Source organism: Cobetia sp. ICG0124, from assembly GCF_004006355.1.
In the GTDB taxonomy this organism is placed as follows: domain Bacteria; phylum Pseudomonadota; class Gammaproteobacteria; order Pseudomonadales; family Halomonadaceae; genus Cobetia; species Cobetia marina.
On the sequence record NZ_CP024893.1, the window covers coordinates 279,468 to 300,798 of the forward strand.

Below are 21,331 nucleotides of genomic sequence, written 5' to 3' on the forward strand. Positions count from 1 at the left end.
AGGGTGAGTGAGAAGGGGGATGCTGGCTGTTGTTGTAGGTTGCATCGTCATCCTGTGCATGTCTTTCCATCGGTGTGGGGAATGCCGGAGCATCCTGCTCCGGCCTCGGTCGGGTGCACGCACCCGGTTGCCTGAGCCTTTTCTCAGGCAAAGCGGGGTCTTGATGGGCGCCGAAGCGCCCATCAGGCATGTCGTCGTGTTCAGGGTGTCAGTGGTGCGCCTGGCCCAGGTCCGGGGCGAAGGCAGCCTGCATCAATTCACGGGTGTAACGCTCACGGGGCGCCTCGAAGATGGCGTGGGTACTGCCGCTTTCCACCACCTCGCCTTCCTTCATCACGATGAGGTGGTCTGACAGTGCACGCACGACCGCCAGGTCATGGCTGATGAACAGGTACGTCAGGCCATGACGCGCCTGCAGGTCGCGCAGCAGGTCGATCACCGTGACCTGTACCGAGCGATCCAGCGCCGAGGTCGGCTCATCCAGCAACAGGAATTCCGGCTTGAGCACCAGGGCGCGAGCGATGGCGATACGCTGGCGCTGGCCGCCGGAGAATTCATGCGGATAGCGATTGCGCATGCCGGGGTCGAGGCTGACCTCACAGAGTGCCTCACAGACCTGTGCGTCGCGTTGGGCGCGATTGAGCTCTGGATGATGCACGCGCAGGCCTTCGCTGATGATCTCGCCCACGGTCAGGCGCGGCGACAGGGAGCCGAAGGGGTCCTGGAAGACAACTTGCATGCGCGAGCGCAGCGGTCGCATGCCGGACTTGTCCAGCGCGGCGATGTCCACGCCATCGAAGTCGATGTTGCCCTGGCTCTTGAGCAGACGCAGCAGGGCACGACCCAGCGTGGACTTGCCGGAGCCGGACTCGCCGACGATGCCGATGGTCTGGCCACGACGGACCTCGAGATCGATGCCGCGCACCGCCTCGAAGGCGACCTTGGGGCCGAACAGCGGACGCTTGATGGTGAAGCTGACGCGCACATCGCGTGCCGACAGCAGTACCGGTGCATCCGCGGCCACCGGTGCTTTCTCGCCGGCCGGTTCGGCATCGATCAGCATGCGGGTGTAGGCGTGCTGCGGGTTGTCGAAGACCTCGTGGGTGGTGCCGGTCTCCAGCAGCTCGCCGTGGCGCATCACGCAGACGCGGTCCGCGAAGTGGCGCACGATGCTCAGGTCGTGGGTAATGAACAGGATCGCCATGCCGTAGCGTTGCTGCAGCGACTTGAGCAGCCGCAGGATCTGCGCCTGCACCGTGATGTCCAGCGCGGTGGTCGGCTCATCGGCGATCAGCAGGTCCGGCTCGCAGGCCAGCGCGATGGCGATCATCACGCGCTGACGCTGGCCACCGGACAGCTCGTGGGGATAGCTGTCGATACGTCGCGCCGGCTCCGGAATGCCGACCTGCTCGAGCAGTTCCAGCGCCTTGTGACGGGCCGCGCGGCCCTTGAGGTCACGATGCAGTGCCAGTACCTCGATGATCTGTCGTCCGATGCGATGCAGCGGGTTGAGCGAGGTCATCGGCTCCTGGAAGACGGTGGCGATACGGTTGCCGCGCAGCTCGCGCATGCGCCGCGTCGAGGCACTCAGCAGGTCTTCGCCGCGCAGGCGGATGGCGCCCTTGATCTCGGCGAGTTCCGGCAGCAGGCGCAGGATGGCGGTCGAGGTCACCGACTTGCCGGAGCCGGACTCGCCGACCAGCGCCAGCGTCTCGCCCTTGTTGAGGGTGAAGCTGACGCCCTTGACGGCGGGTACCGCGCCATCCGGGAGCTGGAAGTCGACCTTGAGGTCATCGACTTCCATCAGCGGCGGCGTGCCCGGCGCCTCGGCCGCCAGCCCCAGGCGAGTCAGGGTGTCGGCGCGGGCCTGGTCGGCGGCGTTGCGTGCTGGCGGCAGGCTGGAGGCGGTGCCGGAGGGTGAAGGTGAAGAGGTCATGATCAGCGCTCCGGTTCAGCGAGTCTTGGGGTCGAGGGCGTCACGCAGGCCATCGCCGAGGAAGTTGAGGCAGAACAGGGTCGCGGCGAGGAAGGCCGAGGGCACCAGCAGCATCCAGGGCGCGGTCTCCATCATGTCCTTGCCTTCGGAGATCAACACGCCCCAGGAGGTCAGCGGTTCCTGCACGCCAAGCCCGAGGAATGACAGGAAGCTCTCCAGCAGGATGACCTTGGGCACCGTCAGCGTGACGTAGACGATCACCGGGCCCAGCGCGTTCGGAATCAGGTGACGCGTCACGACCTGCAGATCACGCACGCCGAGTGCATGCGCCGCCTCGACGAATTCGCGCTTCTTGAGTGCCAGCACCTGGCCGCGCACGATCCGCGACATGTCCAGCCACTCCACCGCACCGATGGCGGCGTAGATCAGGAAGATGTTGCGACCGAACACCACCATCAGCAGGATCACCAGGAACATGAACGGCAGCGAATACATGATGTCGACGAAGCGCATCATCAGATTGTCGGTGCGCCCGCCGAAGTAGCCGGAGACGGCGCCGTAGAGCACGCCGATCACCAGGCTGACGAAGGTGGCGACCAGCGCCACCGACAGCGAGATCTGGCCGCCATGCAGGGTACGGGTCAGCAGGTCACGGCCGTTGACGTCGGTGCCGAAGATGTGGCCGGAGGCCAGGTCCGGGCCGGTGCCGATGGCGTTCCAGTCGACCTCGTCGAGTTCGAAGGGCGTCAGCCATGGGCCGATCAGGCAGGCCAGCACGACGAGGGTCATCACCACCAGGCTGCACATGGCGGCGCGGTTCTGCTTGAGACGACGCCAGGCATCGCGGGTCAGGCTGTCGCCTGCCGGTGCCGCAGGGGGCTGGCCGTCGAAGGCACTGGCAGCGCCGGTGCCGTGGGGGGCGGGAGTTGTCTGTGACATGTCAGGGCCTCGGGTCAGTCGTCGTAGCGGATCTGCGGGTCGAGCATGCTGTAGAGCAGATCGACGATCAGGTTGAGCAGCAGGATCAAGGCGCCATAGAAGACCACCGTGCCCATCACCAGGGTGTAGTCACGATTGAGTGCACCCTGCACGAAATAGCGCCCGATGCCGGGAATGCCGAAGATCTGCTCGATCACCATCGAGCCGGTGATGATCCCGGCGATGGCCGGGCCGAGGTAGGAGACCACCGGCAGCATCGCCGGTCGCAAGGCATGGCGCAGAATCACCTTCCACTCGCTCAGCCCCTTGGCGCGGGCGGTGCGGATGTAGTGACTGCCCAGTACCTCAATCATGCTGGCGCGCATCATGCGGGCGATGTAGGCGATCTGCTGGATGGAGAGTGCCACCACCGGCAGCAGCAGGTTCTGCCAGGCGCCGCCGTTCCAGCCGCCGGCCGGCAGCCAGCCGAGCAGCACGCCGAACACCAGCGCCAGCAGCGGAGCGATCACGAAGTTGGGCACCGCGATCCCCGCCAGTGCGGTACTCATCACCACGTAATCCGCCGTCGAGTTGCGCCGGATGGCCGCGATCACCCCCAGCGGCACGCCGATCAGCAACGCGGCCAGAATCGCCCACATGCCCAGTTCCAGACTGGCCGGGAAGCCCTGGCTGATCAGCTCGCTGACGTCGAAGTCCTTGTACTTGAAGGACGGGCCGAGATCGCCCTGTACCAGATCACCCAGATAGCGGATGTACTGCATCGGCAGCGGTTCATCCAGGTGATAGGCCGCGCGCAGGTTCTGCTCGATTTCCGGCGGCAGGCGGCGTTCGCCATCGAAGGGGCCGCCCGGGGCGACCCGCATCAGGAAGAACGACAGGGTGATCACGATCAGCAGGGTGGGAATCGCCTGCAGCAACCGTTTGAGGGTGTAGCTCAGCATCCAGTGCTCCGTTCGGGCCGCTGCCCGGGTGTGTCGTTGTTATGGGTGGCTGTGGTCTGTCAGTGCGAGGTGTCGATATGCAGATAGCGACTCGGGTGAACGTCCAGCGCGTTGGGGGCCCAGCCGCTGATGGCGGGGGTCACGAGGCTGGAGGTGACGTAGTCGTAGAGCGGCAGCACCACATCGTGGTCGAGCAGATACTGCTCGGCATCGTGCAGTTGTTGCCGGCGAGCATCGTCATCGCCCTCGCGCGCCGCCGCCTCGATCAGCGCATCGTAAGCCGGTGAGCTGAGCCCGGGTGCGTTGGAGGTGTTGTTGCTGCTGAAGGCGTTCAGGAAGTCGTAGGCATCGGCGATGGTCGCGATCATGCCGTAACGGCCGACCTCGAAATCGCCCAGCGCCAGATCCCGGTAATGCACCGCGGCCTCGGTATTGGTCAGCGTCACGTGCACGCCCAGCGGCTTCCACATCGCTCCGAGCGCCACGGCGATCTTCTTGTGGTCTTCCAGGGTGTTGTAGCGCAGGGTCAGCTCAAGCGGGTGGTCTGGCCCGTAGCCCGCGTCTGCCATCAGCTCGCGGGCCTTCGCCATGCGCCGGTCCATCGACCAGTCAGCGAAGTCGAAGCGCGCGCCCTGATGTTCACTCAACGCCTCGGGCACGAAATGCCAGGAGGGGATCTGGCCCATGCCGAGAATGCGCTCGGTGATCACCTCACGACGCGTGGCCAGATTCAGCGCGCGACGAATGCGCCGGTCCGCCACGGGCGAGCCCTCGCGCAGATTGAAGACATAGAAGTACTCGCCGAGGATCGGGTAGGTGTGCAGGGCCTCGGCCAGATTGTCCTGAATCCACGCGTAGTGGCTGGCGGGTACGCCATAGGCGATCTCGACTTCACCCGCACGGAAGCGATTGAGCGCGGCATGGCTCTCCTCGATGGGCAGGTAGACCACCTCGTCGAGAGTGACGTTCTGTGCGCCGTGATAGCGCGCGTTGGGTGTCAGCGTGATATGCGACTGCGGCGCCCATTCCTTGAGCACGAAGGCGCCCGAGGTGACCATGTTGGCCGGCCGCGTCCAGTCAGCGCCATTGGCCACGATGACATGGCGTGGCAGCGGGGCGGCTTCGCTCATCGCCAGCGTCTGCGCCAGTGTTGCCGACGGATGACTGAGCGTGATGGTGAGCGTCTGCGCATCGGGCGCGGCCACGCCGAGCTGATCCGGGGGCAGCGCGCCGGTATTCACCGCGCGGGCATTGACGATCGGGTAGTAGAGGGTGGCGTTGTGGGCCGCGGTAGCCGGTGTCAGCAGGCGGCGCAGCGCAAAGACTGCATCCTCGGCGGTCAACGGCGTGCCGTCTGACCACACAAGCCCCGCGCGCAGATGGAAGGTCCAGATCCGTCCATCGGCGGACGACTCCCAGCGCTCTGCCAGCCCGGGAATCAGCTCGCCGTCGGCGGAGTAGGCGATCAGCGGCTCGAACAGATCACGCACGATGCGTGTCTCCCAGGTGCCGCTGGTCTGTTGCGGGTCCAGCGAGCCGGGTTCGGCGCCATTGGCGATGCGCAGGATCTGTTCGTCCTGGCTTGCGGGGCTTATGGAGCTTGTGGAGCTTGTGGCTTGTGCGGCCATGGCGCTGCTGGAAGCGCTCATGGACACGGAGAGAACGGACAGCAGCAGGCCTGCGCCGAGGCTTGCCGCGCATTGCATCGAGGAAGTGGGGGACATGCGTCGACTCCTTGTCACGCCCGTGGGGCGCGACGGCATCTTCTGGTGCCATCCTTGGCAGATGCCACGCGGCTGCCCCGGTGGACAGCCGCGTGAACCCATGACATTCGAGAGAGCGGCGAGCCTGGTCAGAGGCTCAGCAGGCTCGCCTCATTCGGAGAACGAGACCCAGCGTGAGCGGTGGATATCCTCGATGTTGCCCTGCCAGCCGCTGAGCTTGGGATTCACCAGGTTGCGTGACACGTAGTAGTAGATCGGCAACACGGCGTAGTCATCCAGCGCCTTGCGCTCGGCGTCCTGCATCAGGGCTTCTCGGTCATCCATGTCGAGGGTATCGGCGGCCTTTTGCATGTCGTCATCCAGCGCCTTGTTGGAATAGGCGCCGTAATTGTTGGGCACGCCGGTTTCCAGCAGGTTGAGGAAGTTCTGGGCGTCGTTGTAATCGCCGATCCAGCCGGCGCGACCGACATCGAACTTGCCCTGGCGCATGTCCTCGTAGTGCACCGCCACCTCGGCATTCAGCAGATTGACCTTCACGCCCAGCGGCTTCCACATCGCGGCGGCGGCGATGGCCACCTTCTTGTGGTCTTCGCTGGTGTTGTAGCGCAGGGTCAGCTCCAGCGGGTTGTCCGGGCCGTAGCCGGCGTCCTCCATCAGAGACCTGGCCTTCTGCATGCGTTCATCCATCGACATGTCCTTGAAGGGCATCTCCTGGATGTCGTAGTGGTTCACGCCGGTGGGCACGAAGCTGTAGGCCGGCACTTCGCCGGTGCCGAGAATCTTGTCGGTGATGATGTTGCGGCGGATGGAGAGGTTGAGCGCCTCGCGCACCCGCGGGTCTGCCGTGGCATGGCCGTCGCGTGAATTGAGCACGTAGTAGTAGATACCCAGGTAGGGCGCGACGTGGGTGGCGTCCGGCAGATTGTCCTTCAGCCAGCCGTATTGCTGGGTGGGGAATTCGCGTGCGATGTCGATCTCGCCGGCACGGAAGCGCTTCAGGGCGCTGTTGCGCTCCTCGATGGGGTAGTAGATCACCTCATCCAGCGCGACCTCCTTGGCATCGTGGAATTCAGGATTCTTGACCGCGACGATGCGGGTCTGCGGCTGCCACTCGCTCAGCTCGAAGGCGCCGTTGGAGACCATCTTGCCGGGGTCGGTCCAGTCCTTGCCGTACTTCTCCACCACATGTTTCGGCAGCGGGTAGGCGGTGTAATGCGAGAGCTGGTCCAGGAAGTAGGGCGTCGGGCGCTCGAGGGTGATCTCGAGAGTGTGGTCATCCACGGCTCGCACGCCGAGGGTATCCGGCTCGGCCTCGCCGCTGTTGATGGCCTTGGCATTCTTGATCGGATACAGGATGTAGGCGTAATCCGAGGCGTTCTCGGGTGTCATGATGCGCTTGAGCGCGTACACGAAGTCCTCGGCGGTCACCGGCTCACCGTCAGACCACTTGCCGTCCTGGCGCAGCGTGAAGGTATAGGTCTTGCCGTCATCGGAAATCTGCCATGACTCGGCCGCGCCGGGGATGCGCTCGCCATCGGCGGCTTCGGTGACCAGCCCCTCGAAGAGATCGCCCACCACGTCATTTTCCCAGGTGCCGGAGATCTGCTGCGGGTCCAGCGAGGCCGGCTCTCCCATGATCGCCAGCTTGAGCGTATCGGCCATGAGGCCCGGGGAAGCGGCGATGCTCCCGGCCAGCAGCAGGGAGCTTGCCAGTCGCTTGAGCGCGAAGCGCTTGGGGAGGGCCGGCGCATGAGACGAGGAGTGCAGTAGTGCCATGGTAGGGAGGCTCGCTATTGTTGTTAGGGGGAATACGAGTGATGCCTTCTACCATCGAGTCTTTTCCTGCCTGCTGTCCATGTTAAAAAATGGATAGCTCATGCATGCATTCGATGATCGCCATGCAAGACACGGAAAATCGGGCGTTCTGGGGCTGACAGCCGTTTGAATGACTTTGGTCGCAGTCGCATGGAAGGCAGGCAGCTGCCGGCTGGCGGGCAGCGTGACGGATACCCGAGAGCGTCCTTCGGCCACCTGGCCACGGATGATGGGGCGGGCATGGTCGCCACGCCGGGAAATGGCTACAATATCGGGCTTCGCGCGCTGTCGATCTGCGCAGGTGTCCCCCATTCACGCATCATCGCCTCAAGACAGGACGACCATGCAAGAGATCAATCCGATCACCAACCTCATCAAGGACCTGTCCGAAAGGGCAGAAGTCCTGAGGGGGTATCTTTGACTATGCCGAAAAGCAGGATCGGCTAGAGGAAGTCACTCGCGAACTCGAGAATCCGGATGTCTGGAATGACCCGGAATACGCGCAGAAACTCGGCAAGGAGCGTGCGTCGCTGGAGCTGGTCGTCAAGACCCTCGACGACATGAGCAACGGCCTGTCCGACTGCGCTGACCTGCTGGAGATGGCGGTCGAGGAAGAGGATGAAGGCACCGTGGACGAAGTCGTCCGCGAGCTGGATCAGCTCAAGGCCAGTCTCGAGAAGCTCGAGTTCCGCCGGATGTTCTCCGGTGACATGGATGCCAACAACGCCTACCTCGACATCCAGGCCGGCTCCGGTGGTACCGAAGCTCAGGACTGGGGCAACATGCTGCTGCGCATGTACCTGCGCTGGGCCGAGCATCACGGCTTCAAGACCGAGATCGTCGAGGCGAGTGCCGGTGAAGTCGCGGGCATCAAGTCCGCCACCATTCACATCGAGGGCGACTATGCCTTCGGTTGGCTGCGCACCGAGCTGGGTGTGCACCGTCTGGTGCGCAAGAGTCCCTTCGACTCCGGCGGCCGTCGTCACACCTCGTTCGCGTCCGTGTTCGTGTCGCCGGAAATCGATGACAACATCGAGATCGACATCAATCCGGCCGATCTGCGCACCGATACCTATCGCTCCTCCGGTGCCGGTGGTCAGCACGTCAACACCACCGACTCCGCGGTACGTATCACCCACATCCCGACAGGGATCGTGGCGGCCTGCCAGACCGAGCGCAGCCAGCACTCCAACCGTGACCGCGCCATGAAGATGCTGAAGGCGCGTATCTACGAAGCCGAGATGCAGAAGCGCAACGCCGCCAAGCAGGAACTCGAGGACTCCAAGTCCGACATCGGTTGGGGCAGCCAGATCCGCTCCTACGTCCTCGATGACCAGCGCATCAAGGACTTGCGGACCGGTGTCCAGTCGAGCAACTGTGACAAGGTGCTCGACGGCGATCTCGATGACTTCATCGTCGCCAGCCTCAAGATGGGGCTCTGATCGCGAGGAGACTCGCGAACCAGCGCCCATTCGCCTCCGCCGGTATCGCCGGCGGAGGCCACGAATTCCCGAATCGCGATCAGTCCTGATGCGCTATCCCCAGGCTGATCTTGATCTGTCGTGGCTTTGGCCATGACCCTTTGATACGAGACAGGCCCCTCCATGTCGACAGAGCAGACCCCCGCCATTGATGAGCAGCAGGCCGCCGAACAGGCTCAGGAAGAGAATCGCCTGATCGCCGAACGTCGCGCCAAGCTGAGTGCCCGCCGTGAGCAGGCCGCCGCCGAAGGCAAGAGCGCCTTCCCGAATGACTTCCGTCGTGACAGCCTCGCCGCTGACCTGCAGGCGGAGCTGGGCGAGAAGGACAAGGCCGAGCTGGAGACGCTGGACCGCAAGGCCGCCGTCGCCGGGCGCATCATGCGCAAGCGTGGCCCCTTCATCGTGCTGCAGGAAGTCTCCGGCCAGATTCAGCTCTATGTCGACAAGAAGGGCCTGCCGGAAGCGCTGCTCGAGGACATCAAGGGCTGGGACATCGGCGACATCGTCGGTGCCAGTGGCCCGGTGCACAAGTCCGGCAAGGGCGATCTGTACGTCATGATCGAAAGTGCCCAGCTGATGACCAAGAACCTGCGTCCGCTGCCGGACAAGTTCCATGGTCTGTCCGACCAGGAAATGCGCTATCGCCAGCGCTATGTCGATCTGATCATGAACGAGCAGTCACGTCGCACCTTCGCGCTGCGTGCCGGCATCGTCGCCTCCATCCGTCGTTTCCTCAGCGACCGCGGCTTCATGGAAGTCGAGACGCCGATGCTGCAGCAGATTCCGGGTGGCGCGACCGCGCGTCCGTTCATCACGCACCACAATGCGCTGGACATGGAAATGTACCTGCGCATCGCCCCGGAGCTGTACCTGAAGCGTCTGGTGGTGGGTGGCTTCGAGCGCGTGTTCGAGATCAACCGCAACTTCCGCAACGAAGGGCTGTCGACGCGTCACAATCCCGAGTTCACCATGCTCGAGTTCTACTGGGCCTACGCGGACTACCGTGACCTGATCGCGCTGACCGAAGACATGATCCGCACCGCAGCTCAGGAAGTGCTCGGCACTACGCAGATCACCTGTCAGGGCAGCGAGTACGACCTGAGCCAGCCGTTCATCCAGATGACCATGCGCGAGTCGATCATCAAGTATGGCGATGGCATCACCGCAGCCGACCTGGCCGATTACGACGCCGCACGCGCCACGGCGGAGCGTCTCGGTATCCAGGTCAAGCCGATCTGGGGGCTGGGCAAGCTCGAGACCGAGATCTTCGAAGCCGTCGCCGAGCACCGTCTCGACCAGCCGACCTTCATCACCGAGTACCCGGCCGAAGTCAGCCCGCTGGCGCGTCGCAACGATGCCAACCCGCACGTGACCGATCGCTTCGAGTTCTTCGTCGGTGGCCGCGAGATCGCCAATGGCTTCTCGGAGCTCAACGACGCCGAAGATCAGGCCGAGCGCTTCCAGGCTCAGGTGGCCGAGAAGGATGCCGGGGATGACGAAGCCATGTTCTACGACGCCGACTACGTGCGCGCGCTGGAATACGGCATGCCGCCGACGGCGGGTGAAGGCATCGGCATCGACCGTCTGGTGATGCTGCTGACCGACAGCGCCTCCATCCGCGATGTGCTGCTGTTCCCGGCGATGCGTCCGCAGCAGGGCTGATCGCGCTGCTCGCCTCCCGTGGTGAGTCATCGTGACGAACCGCGCTGATGGCACTTGCGACGCCTCCGATCCTCGATCGGGGGCGTCGTGGTCTCTGCAGGGCGACATTGGCTGACGACGAGCGGTGGCCGAGGCGCAATCGTCACGGATGAGGCGAGGCGGTGCTTGGCTTTGTTGCCTGCGAGCGGCCATAATGGTCGGCGTCCTGTCAGTCAGCCCCTGAATGTCCTGGAGAGTGCAGAATGAAGCTGCTTAACCGTTCCGCCCTGAGCGTCAAGCCGACCCAGGCGTTTGTCGACTGGATCAACTCGCTGGAATCCGAAGGTGAGGGAGGTGAGGATCTGGCGCTGGAGGATGTCAATCAGGAGAGTACCGTCTACCTGATTCCCGAGATGGACACTCGCGAAGCGCTGGATGGCTTCGTGTCCGAGCGCTGGCTGGACGTGCTGGAAAGCGAGCTGCGCGCCTGGGAGGAAGACACCCGCCATTGGCCGGAGCCGATGGACAAGGCGCTGTTCGAGCGCTTCCTGACCGTCGAGCACAGCTACCTGGCCGTTGACCTGGATGACGAGGCGCCGCTGGAAGTCTGCGAAGTGGACGACGAGCTGCTGGCGGATCTCGATTGAGTCCGTCGCGCGCCGTCTGTTGACGCCCCATTCAAGGAGATCGCGCATGAGCGTCCAGGCCCGGATAGAAAGCAAGCTAGCGACGCTCGACCCGCTGATGGTCGAGGTCGTCAACGAGAGCCACATGCATAGCGTGCCGGCCAATTCCGAGACGCACTTCAAGGTCACGCTGGTCAGCGAGCGCTTTGACGGCCTGATGCCGGTCAAGCGTCACCAGCTGTTGTACGCCCTGCTGGATGAAGAGCTCGCCGGCCCCGTCCACGCGCTGGCGTTGCATCTGTATACCCCGCAGCAATGGACGGCGCGCGGCGGTGAGATTCCCGAATCCCCCAACTGCCTGGGCGGTGGCAAGCACTGACCATGACCTCTGAACCGCAACGCCTGCAATACCTGGACGCCATGGGCCTGACCGCCTGGGTCGGTCGCTATCAGCTGCCCAATGCGCTGCCCACCGAGGCCTGTGAATGGCCAGAGCCGGTGGTGGCTGAGCCGGTGGCACCTCAGGCACGTCTGCATGCGCTGATTGAAGAGGCGCCGCAACCGATCAGGCGCTCTGGGTCTCGCTCTCGTTCTCGCTGAAGCGGGCGATCAGGCCTTCCAGACGGCTCGCCCACTGGTCGCGCTCTTCCTGCAGGCGCGCATTGGCCTGACGCAGCTGCTCCAGTTCCTCGCCCTGGCCTTGCTTGGCGTCGCTCAGACGCTGGTTTTCTTCCTTCAGCTCATCGACTTCCATCTTCAGCATCTCGATGGAGTCGATCGCCTGGCCGACTTTCTGCTCAAGCTGGGTAAAGAGTTCAGTGCTCATGCTATCTCCTTGTCGGGCCCCAAGGGCTCGAGGGTGTTCGTTGAGGGCGGTAAAAGTATGCGGTGAATGCTGGTGCGATGAAGATCGGCCACCCCGGCAGTCCCTGCCGGAACGGCGCAGCGATACCCGCCTGCAGGCAGACTACGATGCTGCCTTTATCGACACAAGCGCGAAAGGTGCTCAGGCCGGTTGCTGGCGTCGATAGAGGCGTCCGTGACTGTCGCCGGCGCGACTCTCGCGATGCAGCTGCCAGTTGGCGGGGACCTGAGGCGTCAGCTCCGCCTCGACTTCCAGATAGATCATGGCGCCATCCTTCAACCAGCCCCGCGACTCGAGCAGCTCGCAGCTCTCGGCGGCGAGTCCGAGCCGGAAGGGCGGGTCGAGCAGGACCAGATCCACGCCCTCCTCGGGCGGGGTGCCGCTCTGTAGCCAGTGGATCACGTCGGCGGTGATGACCGTCGCCGGCAGCTGGCCTTCATTGCTCAGGGTCGTGATGTTGTCGGCCAGCGCCCGAGCGACACGGCTCTCGCGTTCCACGAAGGTGACCTGGGCTGCCTCCCGTGACAGCGCCTCGAGTCCCAGTGCGCCGCTGCCGGCGAACAGATCCAGTACTCTGGCGCCACCGACATGAAAGCCGAGCCAGTTGTAGAGTGTCTCGCGAACGCGGTCTGGCGTCGGCCGCAGGCCGGGCGCCTCGATCACGGTCAGCAGGCGGCGCTTGAAACGTCCGCCGATGATTCGCAGACGCCCCGCTGGCCCTGCCTTGCCAGAGCGCGAGGGGGCTGAGGATTTGCCCCGTGCGGGGCCTTTGTGAGGTGCGCGTTTTTTCATGCCGCGAGTCTAGCATGTGCGACGCCGGATGCCGCGTGGTGCGTACCTTAAGGCCTGAAGGGATGGTAGGATGACGCCACTTTCACGAGTTCAGGACTGTCTCGCCATGTTCGGTTTTTTCAAGCGCAAGAAACACAAGGCTCAGGAGCAGCAAGCCTCCGAGCAGCAGGCCCTCGAGCAACAGGCTCTTGAACAGACACAAGATGCCACGCCCCACGAGCAGGACTCCGGCAAGCAGGGCTGAAGCTGAGCGCCTCGCCGCCCGCGAAGAAGAAGAGCGCCTGGCTGCCGCGCAGCTGGCCGCCATCGAGGCCGAAGAACAGGCCGCGCTGGAGCAGGCTCGCCTGGAAGAAGAGGCCCGTGCTGCCGAAGTCGCCGTGGCGGAGGCTGATGCCACGGTAGACGATGAGGATGCCCGCGATACGGCGCGCGATGGACGTGAGAAGCCGCGTCGTGGCTTCTTCGCGCGCATCAAGGCAGGTCTAGGCAAGACGCGCGCCAACCTGACCGAGGGTGTCGCCAGTCTGTTCCTCGGCAAGAAGCAGATCGACGATGAGCTGATGGAAGACCTCGAGACCCAGCTGCTGATGGCAGATGTGGGCATCGAGGCCACCACCGAGATCATCGACAACCTGACCGCGCGCATCTCGCGCAAGGAATTGAAGGAGCCGCAGGCGCTCTACGAAGCGCTGCAGGAAGAGCTGCGCGTGATGCTGGCGCCGGTCGCGAAGGATCTCGAGCTGCCGGCCAAGGGCGATGGCCCCTTCGTGATCCTGATGATCGGGGTCAACGGGGTCGGCAAGACCACCACCATCGGCAAGCTGGCCAAGCGCTACCAGAGCCAGGGCCGCAGCGTGATGCTGGCGGCGGGCGATACCTTCCGTGCCGCAGCGGTGGAACAGCTCAAGGTCTGGGGCGAGCGCAACAAGGTGCCGGTCATCGCGCAGCACACCGGTGCTGACAGCGCCTCGGTCATCTATGACGCCCTGGAAGCCGCCAAGGCGCGTAACGTCGATATCCTGATCGCCGATACCGCGGGTCGTCTGCACAACAAGAGCCACCTGATGGAAGAGCTCAAGAAGGTGCAGCGCGTGATGGCCAAGCTGGACGTCGCCGCGCCCCACGAAGTGATGCTGGTGCTGGATGCCGGTACCGGCCAGAACGCGCTGTCACAGGCCTCCACCTTCCATGAAGCGGTCAACATCACCGGCCTGACGCTGACCAAGCTGGATGGTACCGCCAAGGGTGGCATCATCTTCGCGCTGGCCAAGCAGCTCAATCTGCCGATTCGCTACATCGGTGTCGGGGAGGGAGTGGATGATCTGCGGCCCTTCGCGGCGGACGATTTCGTCAACGCCCTGTTCGCGCGTGCCGGAGAGGAAGAGGATGCACGTCCGGCGGATGGCGCGGAGACACGCGAGGCATGATTGCCTTCGAGCATGTGGGCAAGCGCTATGGAGGGCGCTTCGATGCACTCGCCGGGCTCGATTTTCGCATCGAGCGTGGCGAGATGGCGTTCCTGACCGGGCATTCCGGGGCAGGGAAGAGCTCATTGCTCAAGCTGATCATGCTCCTCGAGCGTCCCTCGCGTGGCCGTATCCTGGTGGCCGGGCACGATATCGGACGCCTGCATGCCTCGCAGGTGCCTTACTACCGCCGCCAGATCGGTGTGGTCTTTCAGGACCATCAGCTGCTGAGCGATCGCAACATCTTCCACAACGTGGCGCTGCCCCTGATGATCCAGGGGGGCACGCCGCGCGAGCAGGCGCGTCGCGTGCGTGCCGCTCTCGACAAGGTGGGCCTGCTGCATCGTGAGAAGGCGCTGCCCATCGAACTCTCCGGGGGGGAGCAGCAGCGCGTGGGCATCGCGCGTGCGGTGGTCAACAAGCCAGCCTTGCTGCTGGCGGATGAGCCGACCGGCAACCTGGACCCGAAACTCTCGACCGATATCATGCGTCTGTTCGAGGACTTCAATCGCATCGGTACCACGGTGATGATCGCCAGTCATGATCTGGCGCTGATCGCGCGTCTGCACCATCGCACGCTGGAGCTTTCCGACGGTCGCCTGATTGCCGACAAGGAGGCCCGATGAGCCCTCCCCGCACTCACCACGAGTCCTCGTCCGACAAGCGCCAGGCGGGAAGAGGTCGTGCCGCCAAGGCCGCCTCGGACGCTGTCGAATCCACGGAGTCTGTCGAGCGTCAGGCGCGCAAGGGCGCGCGCTCCAGCCGGATTTCCGTCGAGAGTCGCTATCGCAGCTGGCTGCGTCATCATGGCGCCATGGCGCGTGACAGCGCACGCCGTCTGCTGGTCACTCCGGTCGCCAGCCTGCTGACCATGCTGGCGATCGCCATCGCGCTGACACTGCCTGCCGCGCTGTGGCTGGCGCTGGACAGCGCGCGCCTGCTGGACAATGAGCTCAATGACAGCGCTCAGCTCACCCTCTATCTCGAGACGTCGGTCGACGAGAGCCAGGCACTGACGCTGTCGGACAAGCTGCGCGGCGCCCCGGGCGTCGGGGGCGTACGCCTGATCACTGCCGCCGAGGGCATGCAGGAATTCGCCCAGGCACTCGATCTCAAGCGCTCACTAAGCCTGCTGGACGACAACCCCTTGCCGGCCAGCATCGTCATCACGCCGCTGGATACCTCGCCGGAATCCGTCCGCGATCTTGCCGCACGCCTCGAGGGCGAGCCGGGCGTCGAGAGTGCACGGCTGGATCTGGCGTGGCTGGAGCGTCTGCGTCAATTGAGTGAGCTGGGTCAGAAAGTGACGCTGGGACTTGCGCTACTCTTCGGACTGGGAGTGCTGCTGGTGGTAGGCAATACCATCCGGCTGTCGGTGGAGAGCCGCCGGCAGGAGATCGAGGTCGTGACCCTGATCGGTGCGACCCACGCCTTCGTGCGGCGTCCCTTCCTTTATAGCGGTGCCTGGTATGGCCTGGGCGGCGGGTTGCTGGCGTGTGGCATTCTGGCGCTTGGCGGTAACTGGTTGGCGGCACCCGTGACGGCTCTTGTACAAAGTTATGGCGGCAACTATGTGTTGCCCGCACTGGGCATCACAGGGGGTACCACGCTGCTGTTTTCGAGTACAATACTGGGTTGGTTGGGGGCCTGGATCGCGGTCGGACGTCATCTGGCGAGTATTTCTCCGCGCTGATGCCGATCTTTTTTCGCGGTTTTCCGCCAGTGTTCCTCTCCAGAAAGGTCATCAGTTACGCTCCGGAAACAATTGCGCCGGGCGTCAGTGAAGGGGCTGGTGGGTGGTTAAACGTACCGCACACCCGCTGGCGTTACGAAGCGCTACTCGTCATGACAATTGTACACGTCATGTACAGCTATTGACGGGAACCTGTCGCAACCTTCACAGTCTCACTACTTGCATGCGTGTTAGGCAACCATGGAGACATCTGCATTATGAGCACCAGTCTTCAGCCACTTGGCCACCTGTCACCGGGTCAAGATCTAAACGGCTATATCCAGTCGGTGAACCGTATCGCTGTGCTTACTGCTGAAGAAGAGCATGAGCTTGCCCTGCGGTTGCATGAAGAGAATCATCTGGAGTCGGCCCGTCGACTCGTCATGTCGCACCTGCGCTTCGTGGTACATATCGCGCGCAGCTACAGCGGCTATGGCTTGCAGCAGGCGGACCTGATCCAGGAAGGCAATGTCGGCCTGATGAAAGCGGTCAAGCGCTTTGACCCCCATCAGGGCGTTCGCCTCGTGTCCTTTGCCGTGCATTGGATCAAGGCCGAGATTCACGAGTTCGTGCTGCGCAACTGGCGCATCGTGAAAGTCGCGACCACCAAGGCCCAGCGCAAGCTGTTCTTCAATCTTCGCGGTGCCAAGAAGCGTCTGGCATGGCTGAACAATGAAGAAGTGGACGCCATCGCAGGCGACCTGGACGTCAAGCCATCGGTGGTACGCGAGATGGAAAGTCGTCTCTCGGCTCACGATGCCGGCTTCGATGCGGGTCCCAGTGATGACGAGAGCTCCGCTTACCAGGCGCCGGTCAATTATCTCGAGGACCACAGTCTCGATCCGGCGGCTCAGGTCGAGCAGCAGGATCTGGAAGATGACTCCCACGGGCGTCTGCTCAAGGCACTGGCAGCATTGGATGAGCGTTCGCGCGATATCCTCCAGCAGCGCTGGTTGAGCGACAACAAGGCGACGTTGCACGAGCTGGCAGACATCTACAGTGTCTCGGCAGAACGTATCCGTCAGCTGGAAAAGAACGCCATGAAGAAGCTGCGTGAATCGATGGGTGACATGAGCGAAGGGTTCGCTGCCTGAATTGGTGGCTATGTGGACCCGATTACCTCGCGTCAACCAGGCACACATTCACTGTGGCGCATCCTTGGCATCAATGTCGCTTTGCTGGTGGTGTTGGGCGGGCTGTTTCTGGCGGGACAATGGTTTGATGTCCGCGAACAGGAGATGCAACGCCTCGAAGCGCTCGATACGCAACTGCACATCTCGACTGAACAGCTCGTGGCGGATGTCGCCCGCGAGATGATGGTGCTCGAGCGTGTGTTGCACGAGGAGACACCAAGACAGTGGAGAGGCTCGCTCGAGAGTGCGCTGGGGCGTCATCCGGCGCTGGTCTCCCTGATGATGGTGCCGTTCGCCGATTATCGTGGCAGCAGCCTCAATCAGATCGGTGTCGGGCGCAGCTGCAAGTGGCAGCTCTCGCAGGCCGAGGCGCAATCCCTGCCCGGCAGAAGCAATCTGTTGTTCGGTTCGGCATTGCCTCTCGGGTCCGGACAGCCCGGCTTGCCTTTCTATCGCCATATGCAGCTCGAGGACAAGGCGTGGCTGCTGATCGGGTGCCTGGATTTCTCGGAGTCCAGAAGTCTGCTGGCCAATCCGGGGGCGGATGACGGGCAGCGCCTGCGCCTGTTCTCGACCAACGGACTGCTGCTGTTTTCCAGCCCCCAGGAGCACGCGCTGGGGGTGACGGGAAAGTTGCCGTTGCCGACGCTGGCCAACATGGGCAAGTACATCTCCGAGCGTGGCGTGCGGCGTTATCACGTGGACGGCTTTGATGGCCGTCCGCGCATGGCGGCGGGCAGTTTTATCGCACCACTCAAGCTGTTCAGCGTCGTCAGTCAGCCTGTCTCGAGCCTGTGGTGGGTCTGGTGGCAGCGTATCTGGTTCGGTCTGCTGCTGGGAGGCATCTTCCTGGTGGTGCTTGGCGTGATGATCGCGCGTGCCGAGCGGCAACGCAGTGAGCGCCACGATGAGCTGGAGGGCGAGCTCGAATCGATGGCGGCGCGCTCGCGTACTCTGGTGACCTTGATGGATAACCTGCCCGGCGTGGTGTATCGCATCGAGGTCAACACCGGCACGCTGACCTTCATCAGCAGTGGCGCCGCGGAATTGTTCGGACGTTCGGCCGAGTCTCTGGTCGGGGCCGGCATCACTCTCAATGAGCTGATCCATCCCGAGGATCGCCCGTCCGTCGCGTCGGCGCGTCACTGGGCGATGTGCGCTCAGATGCGTCATGAACAGGTGTTCAGAATCGTCGCGGATCACGAGCGCTGGGTGCTGGACCGCAGCGTGATGATCGAGGGAGAGGAGGGTGTACGTTACTGGGAAGGCCTGCTGCTGGATATCAGCGCCCACAAGGAGTCGGAGCGTCAGCTCGACTACCTGGCGCGCCACGATGCCTTGACGGGGCTCTACAACCGCAAGGCCTTCATGGCGGCGGCGGATGAGCGGGTCGCGATCGGAGGCGTGATGATCTATGCCGACATCGATCGCTTCTCGACGGTGAATGATGGCCTGGGGCATGAGGCGGGGGATCAGCTGCTGGTCTCGATCGGTGAGCGCCTGCGGCGCATCCTGCCGCCCGGTGGCCTGGTCGCGCGTCTCGGGGCGGATGAGTTCGGCCTCTATTTCCCTCAGGTCGGCGAGCAAGCCGAGCAGATCGTGGCCGATGTCCAGCAGAAGCTGGAGCGCCCCTTCACGATTCTCGGGCGTCCCTTGATCATCAGCCTGACGGCCGGCTACTCCCTGGCCGAGGCAGATGGTGATGCCCAGGCGTTGATGCTCAATGCGGACGTGGCGCTCTATCATGCCAAGTCGCGTGGCGATCATGCCCTGCGCTGGGAGTCCTCGCTGGACAAGCATGTCGCCTCGCGCATGACGCTGGAGCAGGACCTGCGTCAGGCCATCGAGCGCCAGCAGCTCTTCCTTCACTACCAGCCGCAGCTGAACGCGGCGGGAGAGCTGCTGGGGGTCGAGGCGTTGCTGCGCTGGCAGCATCCTGAGCTGGGCATGATCTCTCCGGCCCAGTTCATTCCGCTCGCGGAAGAGACGGGACTCATCTTCCGGCTGGGGCGTTTCGTGCTGGAAGAGGCCTGCGCCCAGATGGTGCGCTGGCAGGAAAGCGGCCTTTACATGCCGCGCATGGCCGTCAACCTCTCGGCGCGCCAGCTGACCTCGGGCTATGAGCATGAAGTGATCAGCGTGCTCGAGAGTCAGAATCTCGCGCCGACGCGCCTGGAGGTCGAGGTCACGGAGACCCTGTTGATCCAGGACATGGAGGGTGGGCTCAGCGTACTGAGAGCACTGCGGGAGCTCGGTGTGCGTGTGGCGCTGGATGACTTCGGGCAGGGATACTCGTCACTGTCCTATCTGTCTTCCCTGCCGCTGGATGTGCTCAAGGTCGACCGCAGCTTCGTGATGAAGATGGACGCCCAATGAGCAGGCCATCCAGCTGGTAGGTGCCATCATCAGTCTGGGGCATTCGATGGGGCACGAGATCGTGGCGGAAGGTGTCGAGACACAGGCGCAGTTCGAGGGGCTCAAGCGATTGCGCTGCGACAGTTATCAGGGCTACCTGCTGGCGCGCCCGATGACGGCGACGGCCATCGTCGAGCGTTATGGGCCGTCAGACGGCAATCCGCTCCTGGCTGCTCAGCAGCAGGTCGCGACTCAACAGTCTCCACTGTTCTTCCCAGTGCTCGGTGGGTCGCTTGCGATAGTCGCTGCGGACATACTGTCCGATGCGGCCTTCGGCACTGGCCAGCAGGAGATTGGCTGCGGCTGTCACGGTAATGGCAGGCCGCAGGCCTTCACGAGGCTCGGCCTCGCGCAGTACCTGCTTGAGCTGGGTCTCGAGACGTTCGAACAGCTGCGCCATGCGCACGCGCAGACGAGCCGTCTCCCCGGTCAGGGCATCGCCGTTGAGCAGGCGGCACAGTCCGGGATTCTTCTCGGCAAAGCCAAGCAGCAGGCTCAGGATATGGTGCACCCTGGCATGAGCCGTATCGTTGTCCTGCAGAATCAGCGCGATGCGCTCGAACAGGGTGCTCTCGATGAACTCGATCAGCCCTTCGAACATGCGCGCCTTGCTGGGGAAGTGACGATAGAGTGCAGCCTCGGAGACGCCGACCTGACGTGCCAATGCCGCGGTGGTGATACGTTTGCCGCTGTCCTCTTCCAGCATCAAGGCAAGTGCCTGGAGGATCTGTTCGCGACGTGATTGTTTTGGATTCGCCTGCGTCATGGAATCTTGTCATTTCTCGCGGCCTGCAGCGATGTGCTGCGGGCGGGTCCGTGTCCTGAGGCGTGTCGCTGGCCTCGCGCGAATCACCGGAAGTCTGGCCCCGGCTTTATGCTCTTCATGCCTTGGAGGTGTCCGGATCAGCATTGCTGATCAAGGTGCCGACACCGGCATTGGTGAAGATTTCCAGCAGGGTGGCATGCGGTACGCGACCATCGATGATGTGTGCACTGCGCACGCCCTGCTTGACGGCATCCAGCGCGCAGCTGATCTTGGGCAGCATGCCGCCATAGATGGTGCCATCCTCGATGAGTCCATCCACCGCTTCGGTGGTCAGCCCCGTCATGACTTCGCCCTCGGCGTTCAGAAGGCCGGCGACGTTGGTCAGCAGCATCAGCTTCTCCGCCCCCAGCGCTTCTGCGACCTTGCCGGCGACCAGGTCGGCATTGATATTGTAGCTGCGTCCCTCATCGTCGACGCCGATCGGCGCGATCACCGGAATGAAGTCATTGCGGGTCAGCAGCTCGATCAGATCCGTCGAGACATGCTCGACTTCACCGACGTGACCGATATCGATGATTTCCGAGGCATTCATGCCCGGCATGTGGCGGGTGACCTTGAGCTGACGCGCGCGAATCTGGCCGCTGTCCTTGCCGGTGACGCCGATGGCCTTGCCGCCGCACTGGTTGATCAGATTGACGATGCCCTTGTTGACCAGGCCGCCCAGTACCATCTCGACCACATCCATGGTCTCTGAGTCGGTCACGCGCATGCCGTCGACGAAGCGTGATTCGATGTTCAGCTTCTTGAGCAGGGCGCCGATCTGAGGGCCGCCACCGTGCACGACCACCGGGTTGATGCCGACTTCCTTCATCAGCACCATGTCGCGGGCAAAGGAGTCGATCAAGGTATCTTCGGTCATGGCGTTGCCGCCGTATTTGACCACCACGGTCTTGCCCGAGAACTGCTGGATATAGGGCAGGGCTTCGGACAGGACCTCGACCACCTGGTGCGGGTCGCGGTTGGCGTGGCTCATCAACGTATCACTCCACAGAAATTGGG

20 protein-coding genes are annotated in these 21,331 nt (G+C 63.5%); 11 read left to right on the forward strand and 9 right to left on the reverse strand.

Annotated features, from left to right (window positions below; genetic code table 11):
- Positions 1 to 208: 208 nt before the first annotated feature.
- The 5 genes from CU110_RS01360 to CU110_RS01380 all read right to left on the reverse strand — a co-directional run bounded on the left by CU110_RS01360 (position 209) and on the right by CU110_RS01380 (position 7,316).
- Positions 209 to 1,804 (reverse strand): ABC transporter ATP-binding protein, encoded by a 1,596-nt coding sequence (locus CU110_RS01360; protein WP_084209573.1) that lies wholly within the window; start codon positions 1,802 to 1,804, stop codon positions 209 to 211.
- Between the two features lie 147 nt (positions 1,805 to 1,951).
- Positions 1,952 to 2,875 (reverse strand): ABC transporter permease subunit, encoded by a 924-nt coding sequence (locus tag CU110_RS01365; protein WP_084207794.1) that lies wholly within the window; start codon positions 2,873 to 2,875, stop codon positions 1,952 to 1,954.
- Positions 2,876 to 2,889: 14 nt separating this feature from the next.
- Positions 2,890 to 3,816 (reverse strand): oligopeptide ABC transporter permease OppB, encoded by a 927-nt coding sequence (oppB, locus tag CU110_RS01370; RefSeq protein WP_084207795.1) that lies wholly within the window; start codon positions 3,814 to 3,816, stop codon positions 2,890 to 2,892.
- A gap of 59 nt (positions 3,817 to 3,875) precedes the next feature.
- Positions 3,876 to 5,540 (reverse strand): peptide ABC transporter substrate-binding protein, encoded by a 1,665-nt coding sequence (locus CU110_RS01375; RefSeq protein WP_164850245.1) that lies wholly within the window; start codon positions 5,538 to 5,540, stop codon positions 3,876 to 3,878.
- 150 nt (positions 5,541 to 5,690) lie between these two features.
- Positions 5,691 to 7,316, reverse strand: a complete 1,626-nt coding sequence (locus CU110_RS01380) for a peptide ABC transporter substrate-binding protein (RefSeq protein WP_084207796.1) — start codon at positions 7,314 to 7,316, stop codon at positions 5,691 to 5,693.
- Positions 7,317 to 7,698: 382 nt separating this feature from the next.
- On the opposite strand from CU110_RS01380, the gene prfB reads away from it, so the two are divergent.
- From prfB to CU110_RS01405, 5 genes are all read left to right on the forward strand, one after another.
- A protein-coding gene (gene prfB, locus CU110_RS01385; protein ID WP_103751451.1) for a peptide chain release factor 2 occupies positions 7,699 to 8,797 on the forward strand; the annotation gives its coding sequence in 2 pieces (ribosomal slippage) (positions 7,699 to 7,773 and positions 7,775 to 8,797; 1,098 coding nt in all).
- Between the two features lie 162 nt (positions 8,798 to 8,959).
- A complete protein-coding gene (gene lysS, locus CU110_RS01390; RefSeq protein WP_077377722.1) occupies positions 8,960 to 10,498 on the forward strand; it encodes a lysine--tRNA ligase in 1,539 nt (512 codons plus the stop codon).
- Between the two features lie 242 nt (positions 10,499 to 10,740).
- On the forward strand, positions 10,741 to 11,124 hold the full coding sequence (locus tag CU110_RS01395; RefSeq protein WP_084207797.1) for a hypothetical protein: 384 nt from the start codon (positions 10,741 to 10,743) through the stop codon (positions 11,122 to 11,124).
- Between the two features lie 46 nt (positions 11,125 to 11,170).
- Positions 11,171 to 11,482, forward strand: coding sequence for a BolA/IbaG family iron-sulfur metabolism protein (locus CU110_RS01400; RefSeq protein ID WP_077377728.1), 312 nt, complete (start codon positions 11,171 to 11,173; stop codon positions 11,480 to 11,482).
- Between the two features lie 2 nt (positions 11,483 to 11,484).
- Positions 11,485 to 11,703, forward strand: a complete 219-nt coding sequence (locus CU110_RS01405) for a hypothetical protein (protein ID WP_127734381.1) — start codon at positions 11,485 to 11,487, stop codon at positions 11,701 to 11,703.
- Here CU110_RS01405 and CU110_RS01410 read toward each other — a convergent pair.
- Positions 11,669 to 11,929 (reverse strand): cell division protein ZapB, encoded by a 261-nt coding sequence (locus CU110_RS01410; protein WP_077377738.1) that lies wholly within the window; start codon positions 11,927 to 11,929, stop codon positions 11,669 to 11,671. The genes CU110_RS01405 and CU110_RS01410 overlap by 35 nt on opposite strands.
- 180 nt (positions 11,930 to 12,109) lie before the next feature.
- Complete coding sequence (rsmD, locus tag CU110_RS01415) at positions 12,110 to 12,760, reverse strand: 16S rRNA (guanine(966)-N(2))-methyltransferase RsmD (RefSeq protein ID WP_084207800.1); 651 nt, start codon at positions 12,758 to 12,760, stop codon at positions 12,110 to 12,112.
- Between the two features lie 106 nt (positions 12,761 to 12,866).
- On the opposite strand from rsmD, the gene CU110_RS15665 reads away from it, so the two are divergent.
- The 6 genes from CU110_RS15665 to CU110_RS17475 all read left to right on the forward strand — a co-directional run bounded on the left by CU110_RS15665 (position 12,867) and on the right by CU110_RS17475 (position 19,467).
- Positions 12,867 to 13,004: a hypothetical protein gene (locus CU110_RS15665; protein WP_164850246.1), complete on the forward strand. Its 138-nt coding sequence runs from the start codon at positions 12,867 to 12,869 to the stop codon at positions 13,002 to 13,004.
- Entirely contained in the window at positions 12,964 to 14,187 is a 1,224-nt protein-coding gene (gene ftsY, locus CU110_RS01420) for a signal recognition particle-docking protein FtsY (protein ID WP_127734383.1), read from the forward strand. The genes CU110_RS15665 and ftsY overlap by 41 nt, the downstream gene beginning before the upstream one ends.
- Positions 14,184 to 14,852, forward strand: a complete 669-nt coding sequence (gene ftsE / locus CU110_RS01425) for a cell division ATP-binding protein FtsE (RefSeq protein WP_084207802.1) — start codon at positions 14,184 to 14,186, stop codon at positions 14,850 to 14,852. Before ftsY ends, ftsE begins: the two co-directional genes overlap by 4 nt.
- The gene (gene ftsX / locus CU110_RS01430; RefSeq protein ID WP_127734385.1) at positions 14,849 to 15,919 is read left to right on the forward strand and encodes a permease-like cell division protein FtsX; all 1,071 of its coding nucleotides are present in this window, start codon (positions 14,849 to 14,851) and stop codon (positions 15,917 to 15,919) included. The genes ftsE and ftsX overlap by 4 nt, the downstream gene beginning before the upstream one ends.
- A 257-nt stretch (positions 15,920 to 16,176) precedes the next feature.
- The gene (gene rpoH / locus CU110_RS01435; RefSeq protein ID WP_084207803.1) at positions 16,177 to 17,052 is read left to right on the forward strand and encodes an RNA polymerase sigma factor RpoH; all 876 of its coding nucleotides are present in this window, start codon (positions 16,177 to 16,179) and stop codon (positions 17,050 to 17,052) included.
- A 12-nt stretch (positions 17,053 to 17,064) separates the two neighbouring features.
- Entirely contained in the window at positions 17,065 to 19,467 is a 2,403-nt protein-coding gene (locus tag CU110_RS17475) for a GGDEF and EAL domain-containing protein (protein WP_127734387.1), read from the forward strand.
- 187 nt (positions 19,468 to 19,654) lie between these two features.
- Here the strand turns inward: CU110_RS17475 and slmA are convergent, their stop codons facing one another.
- Entirely contained in the window at positions 19,655 to 20,272 is a 618-nt protein-coding gene (gene slmA / locus CU110_RS01450) for a nucleoid occlusion factor SlmA (protein ID WP_077377757.1), read from the reverse strand.
- 115 nt (positions 20,273 to 20,387) lie between these two features.
- The gene (argB, locus tag CU110_RS01455; RefSeq protein WP_084207805.1) at positions 20,388 to 21,305 is read right to left on the reverse strand and encodes an acetylglutamate kinase; all 918 of its coding nucleotides are present in this window, start codon (positions 21,303 to 21,305) and stop codon (positions 20,388 to 20,390) included.
- Positions 21,306 to 21,331: the final 26 nt, after the last annotated feature.

Excerpts from the sequence above, each read along its gene's own strand:
- lysS (WP_077377722.1), top strand. The coding sequence starts at position 8,960 with ATGTCGACAGAGCAGACCCCCGCCATTGATGAGCAGCAGGCCGCCGAA.
- rpoH (WP_084207803.1), top strand. The coding sequence starts at position 16,177 with ATGAGCACCAGTCTTCAGCCACTTGGCCACCTGTCACCGGGTCAAGAT.
- CU110_RS01405 (WP_127734381.1), top strand. The coding sequence starts at position 11,485 with ATGACCTCTGAACCGCAACGCCTGCAATACCTGGACGCCATGGGCCTG.
- argB (WP_084207805.1), bottom strand. The coding sequence starts at position 21,305 with ATGAGCCACGCCAACCGCGACCCGCACCAGGTGGTCGAGGTCCTGTCC.
- rsmD (WP_084207800.1), bottom strand. The coding sequence starts at position 12,760 with ATGAAAAAACGCGCACCTCACAAAGGCCCCGCACGGGGCAAATCCTCA.
- CU110_RS01365 (WP_084207794.1), bottom strand. The coding sequence starts at position 2,875 with ATGTCACAGACAACTCCCGCCCCCCACGGCACCGGCGCTGCCAGTGCC.
- CU110_RS01395 (WP_084207797.1), top strand. The coding sequence starts at position 10,741 with ATGAAGCTGCTTAACCGTTCCGCCCTGAGCGTCAAGCCGACCCAGGCG.
- slmA (WP_077377757.1), bottom strand. The coding sequence starts at position 20,272 with ATGACGCAGGCGAATCCAAAACAATCACGTCGCGAACAGATCCTCCAG.
- CU110_RS01360 (WP_084209573.1), bottom strand. The coding sequence starts at position 1,804 with ATGGAAGTCGATGACCTCAAGGTCGACTTCCAGCTCCCGGATGGCGCG.
- CU110_RS01410 (WP_077377738.1), bottom strand. The coding sequence starts at position 11,929 with ATGAGCACTGAACTCTTTACCCAGCTTGAGCAGAAAGTCGGCCAGGCG.
- CU110_RS01375 (WP_164850245.1), bottom strand. The coding sequence starts at position 5,540 with ATGTCCCCCACTTCCTCGATGCAATGCGCGGCAAGCCTCGGCGCAGGC.
- ftsX (WP_127734385.1), top strand. The coding sequence starts at position 14,849 with ATGAGCCCTCCCCGCACTCACCACGAGTCCTCGTCCGACAAGCGCCAG.
- CU110_RS15665 (WP_164850246.1), top strand. The coding sequence starts at position 12,867 with ATGTTCGGTTTTTTCAAGCGCAAGAAACACAAGGCTCAGGAGCAGCAA.
- ftsY (WP_127734383.1), top strand. The coding sequence starts at position 12,964 with ATGCCACGCCCCACGAGCAGGACTCCGGCAAGCAGGGCTGAAGCTGAG.
- oppB (WP_084207795.1), bottom strand. The coding sequence starts at position 3,816 with ATGCTGAGCTACACCCTCAAACGGTTGCTGCAGGCGATTCCCACCCTG.
- ftsE (WP_084207802.1), top strand. The coding sequence starts at position 14,184 with ATGATTGCCTTCGAGCATGTGGGCAAGCGCTATGGAGGGCGCTTCGAT.
- CU110_RS01400 (WP_077377728.1), top strand. The coding sequence starts at position 11,171 with ATGAGCGTCCAGGCCCGGATAGAAAGCAAGCTAGCGACGCTCGACCCG.
- CU110_RS01380 (WP_084207796.1), bottom strand. The coding sequence starts at position 7,316 with ATGGCACTACTGCACTCCTCGTCTCATGCGCCGGCCCTCCCCAAGCGC.